We start from the raw sequence: 6,635 nt of genomic DNA on the forward strand, positions 1-6,635 counted from the left end.
TGTCGACCGCCCAGTCCGCCAGGCGCCCAACGGAGTCCTCGTCGGCGACGTCGCAGCCCGCCGCATGGACCGTGAGCCCCCGCGCCGAGATCCGTGCGAGGAACGCATCGGGGCTGTTGTCGGGATGCTGGCAGACCGCGACCGCGGCTCCCTCGCGCGCGAAGAGTTCGGTGATGGCTGCGCCGATGCCACGGCTGCCCCCGTGACCAGGGCGCGGCGGCCTCCCAGCTTGCCACTCATGGCTGTCTCCCCTGAATGGCTGCCTGGGCGCCGGAGGCGAGCCAGGCGGCGTAGGACCGGATCCCCTGATCCAGCGGGATCCCCGGCCGGAACCCAAGGACGCGCTCCACGGCAGAGGTGTCGAAGCGCTGCTGGAGGTCGTCGACAGGGTCGGGACCTTCCGCGAGCTCGATGTCTGCCTCCGGCAGCACCTCGCGGGCGGCCGCGGCGACCTGGTCGAGCGTCAGGAAGGCGCCGCCGGTCACGTTGAATGCCTGCCCGCCGAGGGGCCCCGGCGCGTCAAGGGCCGTGACCAGCGCGCGCGCCGCATCCTCCACATGGATGAATTGGCGGGGGAACCCGCGCCCGAAGGGCACCCTGGTCGGGCGGCCTGCCTGCGCGTCGGTGATCATGGTCCGGATGATGCAGTCAGTGGTCCGGCGAGGCCCGTAGACCCAGCAGAGGCGGAGGGAGGCGCCATCGGGAGCAAACTGCCGTGCGTAGCCGCGCACGAGCGCCTCGCCCGCGGCCTTGCTGGCACCGTACAGCGTCCCCGAGACGAGCGGACGGTCCTCGGTCACCGGACCCGGCCCGGTCGGGCCGTAGGCGCTGGTGGAGGAGCAGAAGACGAACCGCCGGGCACCCCTCACCCGGGCAAGCTCCAGGACATTCGCGGTGCCCGCGACGTTGACCCTGAACATGTCGTGCGGGGTGTCCCGCGCGACCATCGGGCCAGAATAGGCGCCGCAATGGACGACGCCATCCAGCGGCAGGTCTCCGACCGCGGCGTAGAGGCCATGCACGTCGGTCACATCAACGGCGGCAAGCCCCTCCGGGCAGCCCGGTGCGGGCGCCCGGTCCACCGCGACGACCCTGCGGCCGCGGGCCGCCAGCAGCGCGCAGACGGCGTTGCCGATCAGCCCCGCCGCGCCGGTGACGAGTACCCTGCCCTCGCTCATGCGTTCCCTCCCACCGCAGCCGCCAGCGCCCCCGCACCGTCCGCCTGGCCCTCGACCGGCAGCTCCGCGGCGAGCAGGGCGGCCGTGTATGGGTGCGCCGGGCGCGCGAACACCGCCTCGGTCTCGCCAGCCTCCACGATCTTCCCGTGCCGCATGACGATGACCGAGTGTGCCAGCGAGCGGACGGAGTTCAGGTCGTGCGTAATGAACAGCGCGGACATCCCGGTGCGTGCCTGGATGTCACGGACGAGGTCGATGACCTGCGCGCGGACGCGGACGTCGAGCGCGGTGGTAGGCTCGTCGAAGACAACGAGGTCCGGCGAGGTGGCAAGCGCGCGGGCGATACCGATCCGCTTCTGCTCCCCCGCGGTCAGCTCGTGCGGATAGGCACTGGCCGCCTCAGGGGGCAGGCCCACCATCTCCAGGAGCTCGTGCACCTTGAGCGCGCGCTCGCGGCGGCTCGCCGGGCCGAGCAGCCCGAGCGGCTCGGCGACGAGGTCCAGCGCGGTCCAGCGCGGGTTGAGCGCCAGATAGGGCTCCTGGAACACCATCTGGATGCGCGCGCGCAGCGGGCGGAAGTCGCGCTCCCGCAAGGCCAGGAGCTCGCGCCCGTCGAAGCGGATCTGCCCGGCGGTCGCCGGCAGCAGGCGCAGGATGCACTGCCCGACGGTCGTCTTGCCCGAGCCGCTCTCGCCGACCAGCGCCAGGGTCTCCCCGCGCGCAACCGAGAACGAGACCCCATCCACTGCCCTGACCACCTTGTCGCCGCCGGGCAGCGGGAAGAGCTTCCGTAGGTCCTGGACCTCCAGCAGGGGCCGCCCGCGCACGCTCCCGTTGCCGTCCCGGTGGACGATGTTGGGGGTGGGCCGCGCCCGCGCCGTGGCCAGCAGCTCCCGGCTGTAGGGATCGGCCGCGGCGGCCATGAAGCGGCCGACGGGCTGCGTCTCGACCACCCGGCCGTCCCGCAGCACGGCGACCCGGTCGCAGTAGCGCGCAACGACGCCGAGGTCGTGAGTGATGAGCATGGCCGAGGCCCCGGCCTTCCTGACGCGGTCCACCAGCAGGTCCAGGACCTGGACCTGGACGGTGGCGTCGAGCCCTAGCGTCGCGTCGTCGGCCAGGACCACCTCAGGCCCGGCGACCAGCGCCATGGCGATGACGACCCGCTGCGCCATGCCGCCGGAGAGCTCGTGGGGATAGGCCCTCGCCCGTCCCTCCGGATCGACGATGCCGACATCGCCAAGGAGCCCCACCGCGGCGCGCTCCGCCTCGGCCCGGCTGCACCGGCGATGGGCCCGCAGGACCCTGGCGATCTGGGTCCCGACCCGCTCGACCGGGTCGAGGAGGGACTTGGCGCTGGTGCCGATCAGGGCGATGCGCCCGCCCCTGAGCGCCCGCTTCGCCGTGTCGTCCAGCTCGGCGAGGGAGGTGCCGTCGAACTCCACCCGTCCTCCGGATATGCGGCCGCCTCCGGGCACGAGGTCCATCAGCGCCCGTGCCAGCACCGACTTGCCGGCGCCGGTTTCGCCGACGATGCCCAGCACCTCCCGGCGGCGCAGCTCGATGTTGACGTCGTGCAGGACCGCCCGGCGCCCCTGGCCCTCCGGGAAGTCGACCGAGAGATCCCGCGCCGCGAGGATCGCCGGGGCGGTCACCGGCCCATCGCCCCGGCGGACGGCGCCATGACGCGGCGCGCGGCATCGCCGAGCAGGGCGAAGGACAGGACGGAGAGCATGATGGCGAGGCCGGGGAACAGCGAGATCCACCAGATGCCGAGGATCATCTGCTGGGCCCCGTTCGCCACCATGAGCCCCCATTCCGGGGTCGGCATGCGGACCCCGGCACCGATGAAGGACAGGCCGGCCGTGAGCAGGATGGCCATGCCGATGCTGATCGAGACCTGGACGAGGACCGGCGTTACCGCGTTCGGCAGGATGTGGTGGAACATGATGCTGATGTCGCCGGCGCCGGAGCAGCGGGCCGCGCGGACGAAGGGTCTGTCGCGCAGCGACAGCACCTCGCCCCGAACCTGGCGGGCGAACATCGGGATGAACAGCACCGCGAGGACGATGGCGACATTCCAGATTTCCTGGCCCATCACCGCGACCAGCGCCATACCGAGGACGAACACCGGGAATGCCTGGAGGAAGTCGAGCGCCCGCATCGCCAGCCCGGCCCAGAAACCACGGTAGAAGCCGACCAGGACACCGATCGCCACCCCCGCCACGAATGCGGCGCCGACGCTGGTCAGGCCGATGAGCAGGTTTATGCGGGTGGCGAAGACGATCCGGGAGAGGATGTCCATGCCGGAGACGTCCGTCCCAAGCCAGTGCTCCGGGGAAGGCGGCTGCAGCGAGCTGAGCGGGTCGGCCTCGGTCGGCGGGTACGGTGCGAGCACCGGGGCGAAGGCCACCGCGGCGAGTTGCACCAGCAGCAGCCCGAAGCCCAGGAGCCCCGCCGGACTCGACAGGAAAGTGCGGAGCCGTGACACGGCGCTAGACCTCGATCCGGGGATCTACGATTTCGTAAAGCACGTCGACGGCCGTGTAGACGGTGAGCACGAAGGCGGCCGCGACAAGCACGAAGCCCTGCAGCGCGGGGTAGTCGCTGTTAACGACCGCCTGGACGGCATACTGCCCGAGCCCGCCCCACGCGAAGATGGTCTCGACCAGCACGGCGGCACCGAGCAGGAAGCCGGTCATGAAGCCGACCAGGGTGATGAGCGGCGGCAGGCTGTTGCGGAAGGCAATCCGCACGATGATCCGCTCGGGGAGGCCGGACGCGCGAGCGTGCATCGCGTAGTCGCTGCGCCACGCCTCCTCGAACACGGCGCGGGTCAGTTTCATCAGCGCCCCCGCATTGACCAGTGCGATGGTCGCCACGGGCAGGACGAGACGGCCCGCGGCAGAGAGGAACGCCTCGGTATCGCCGCTGAGCAGGCTGTCGACGGTGTAGAAGCCGGTTACCCTGGGCGGCGGCGGCACGAAGTTGTCAATGCGGCCGAAGGGCGGGGCGGCCACCCCCGCGAGGTGGAAGAGCAGATAGATCAGCAGCAGCGCCACCCAGAAGTCCGGCAGCGCCCCGGCGACCAGGCCGTAGACCTTGCTCGCGCGGTCGGCGGCGCCGCCGGAGCGGACCGCCGAGGCCAGCGCCACGGGCACGGCGATTAGGATCGTCGCCAGCATCGCGTAGGTGATGAGCTCGAGCGTCGCCGGGGCGCGCTGCGCCAAGTCGGCGACCACGGGCTGGGAGGTGAAGATCGACGTGCCCAGGTCGCCGTGGGCGACGCGCCCGAGGTAGAGCAGGAACTGCTCCCAGACGCTGCGGTCGAGTCCAAGCCTTGACCGCAGCGACGCAATGGCCTCCGGCGTCGCCATGTTCCCGAGCAGCAGGAGCGCGGGATCGCCCGGAAGGAGGCGGACCATCACGAAGGTGACCAGGGTCACGGCGAAGAGCTGCGGCACCAGCATCGCGGCGCGGGCCGAGACGATCTGCAGCGGGCGGGGCGCCCGCCGCCACGCCCGGGCCGCCCCGCTGGCAACGCTGATCAAGCGGTCAGCCCTCCTTGTAGAAGTCGTACCAGCTATTGCCGTTCGGCGTGTACCAGGAGAAGCCCTTGACGTTGGCGCGCGTGGCGAGCTGGTAACCGGGGTTGAACAGGAAGACCCAGGGTGCCTGCTCCATGGTGATCTGCTGGACACGGCGGGAGTCCGCGAGGCGCCTCGGCTCGTCTACGGAAGTCAGCCCTGCGTTGATGAGGTTGTCGACCTCGTCGACCTTGAACCGCGCGTAGTTCACGATGGACTTGCTGTTGAGCCAGAGGTTCGCGACGTAGGCGGCGTCCGGGACGATCGCCATGTCGCGGAAAAAGTACATGGGCATCTGGCCCTTGGTGTAGCGCTCGACCAGGGTCGAGGACGGCATCTTTGAGAGCTGGGCCTGCACGCCAGCCCTGCCGAAGGCGGTGCGGAGCGCGACCGCCATCTCCTCCTCAAGCTGGTCGTCGGCGCGGTAGCCGATCTCGGTCTGAAAGCCGTCGGGGTAGCCGGCCTCGTTCAGCAGCGCCTTCGCCTTCTCGACGCTGGTGTCGAAGGCGAAGTAGTCACCCGTCCAGCCGGGGTAGATCTCCGAGATCGGGCTGCGGGTCGGCCGGGCGGTGTTGAAGTATATGCTGCGGGCCATCGCGTCCCGCGGGACCAGGTGGTTGAGCGCACGGCGCACGCGCGCGTCGTCGAACGGCTTGAGCGTATTGTTCATCTCCAGCCGGTGGATGTAATTGCCGAAGACGGTCCAGACCTTGGTCGTCGGCGAGCTCTGCAGCAGCGCGAGCTCGCGCGGCAGCAGCCACTCGGCAACGTCGACCGACCCGGCCTGGAGCGCGGCGAGGCGGTTCGCGGAGGTCGGCATCTCCTGGAAGATGACGCGCTCGAGCCTCGGCGCGCCGCGGTAGTAGGCCATGTTGGCCTGGTAGACGACCCGCTGGCCGGGTACGAACTCCGTGACGTGGTAGGGCGCGAACGACGCCGAACTGGTGGCGAGGAAGCGGGACGCCCAGGGATCCTCGGCAGTCGCCCGCTTCTTGGCCTCCGCCGAATCGATGATACCGAGATCGTTGTTGACCCAGAGCCGGGCCAGGAGCGGGGAGGCCGAGGGCAGGCTCACCCGCACGGTCATGTCGTCGAGCTTCCTGAAGGCGTCTTCGAAGGAGGTGATCTTCAGCACCTGAGTCATGTACCAGTGGAAGGTCGCCTTCAGGTTCCAGCCGCGCTCGAAGGTCCACATCACGTCGTCGGCGCTCAGCGTGTTCCCGGCGAAGCTCTTCACGCCGGGCCGGAGGCGGAAGGTGATCGACCTGCCGTCCGGGGCGAGGTCCCAGTTCTCGGCGAGAGCTCCCTCCAGGACGTCGAAGTTCTCGGCCTGCACGCCGTCCTGGGTCTTCGGGGCATACCGCAGCAGGCGCTCGAAGATGTTCCGGCGAGCCTCGTGCCCCGCCTCCGTCGGTGGGTACTCCTGGTCGAGGGACTCGGGCACGCGGGGGCCCGCGACCACGAGGGTTGCCGCGCGGGACTGTGCGCCCGCCGGGCCGCCAGCGGTGGCGGGCAGGAGGAGTGCCGGGGCGGCCAGGATGTGCCGACGCTGTACCATCATTCCTTGATGCTCCCAGTGCGGGCTTTTCGCGATGAGGGAGGCTATCGAGGACCGTCAAGCGGCATAAGGGCCGGCGGCCGCCGACTGCCGTCGAATTCAGTGAGAGCCGGACTCTTCCGCCCAGCCCTTGGGCAGTCGGGCGTAATACCGTCCCAAACTTGGGCATGATCCGTATACGCACGGATGGTGGCTGCGCTGCCGCCAACCGACGGGGCAAGCACGGCGACGCCACGCGACATTGTTGCACGAGTCGTTTGGTCTTGGGGGGGGGAACTGGCGCAGAACTGCGGGTCCGCGACCGAACGCGGT

General features: G+C 70.3%; 6 protein-coding genes. All 6 read right to left on the minus strand.

Features of this window, described 5'->3' with window-relative positions:
- A partial coding sequence (locus tag Q7A36_RS37580) for an SDR family NAD(P)-dependent oxidoreductase (RefSeq protein WP_305108915.1) occupies positions 1-337 on the minus strand: 337 nt, incomplete at its 3' end.
- Positions 237-1,178, minus strand: coding sequence for an NAD-dependent epimerase/dehydratase family protein (locus Q7A36_RS37585; protein ID WP_305108916.1), 942 nt, complete (start codon positions 1,176-1,178; stop codon positions 237-239). The genes Q7A36_RS37585 and Q7A36_RS37580, both read right to left, overlap by 101 nt.
- The gene (locus Q7A36_RS37590; RefSeq protein WP_305108917.1) at positions 1,175-2,833 is read right to left on the minus strand and encodes an ATP-binding cassette domain-containing protein; all 1,659 of its coding nucleotides are present in this window, start codon (positions 2,831-2,833) and stop codon (positions 1,175-1,177) included. The genes Q7A36_RS37585 and Q7A36_RS37590 overlap by 4 nt, the downstream gene beginning before the upstream one ends.
- Positions 2,830-3,669, minus strand: coding sequence for an ABC transporter permease (locus tag Q7A36_RS37595; RefSeq protein ID WP_305108918.1), 840 nt, complete (start codon positions 3,667-3,669; stop codon positions 2,830-2,832). The genes Q7A36_RS37590 and Q7A36_RS37595 overlap by 4 nt, the downstream gene beginning before the upstream one ends.
- Positions 3,670-3,673: 4 nt before the next feature.
- Complete coding sequence (locus Q7A36_RS37600; protein ID WP_305108919.1) at positions 3,674-4,729, minus strand: ABC transporter permease; 1,056 nt, start codon at positions 4,727-4,729, stop codon at positions 3,674-3,676.
- A gap of 4 nt (positions 4,730-4,733) precedes the next feature.
- Positions 4,734-6,326: an ABC transporter substrate-binding protein gene (locus tag Q7A36_RS37605; RefSeq protein ID WP_305108920.1), complete on the minus strand. Its 1,593-nt coding sequence runs from the start codon at positions 6,324-6,326 to the stop codon at positions 4,734-4,736.
- Between the last annotated feature and the right edge of the window lie 309 nt (positions 6,327-6,635).

This window comes from Paracraurococcus lichenis, from assembly GCF_030657435.1.
Classification (GTDB): domain Bacteria; phylum Pseudomonadota; class Alphaproteobacteria; order Acetobacterales; family Acetobacteraceae; genus Paracraurococcus; species Paracraurococcus lichenis.

What these genes read in the sequence shown, in the direction of transcription:
- Q7A36_RS37585 (WP_305108916.1), bottom strand. Translation starts at nt 1,178, where the DNA reads ATGAGCGAGGGCAGGGTACTCGTCACCGGCGCGGCGGGGCTGATCGGC.
- Q7A36_RS37605 (WP_305108920.1), bottom strand. Translation starts at nt 6,326, where the DNA reads ATGATGGTACAGCGTCGGCACATCCTGGCCGCCCCGGCACTCCTCCTG.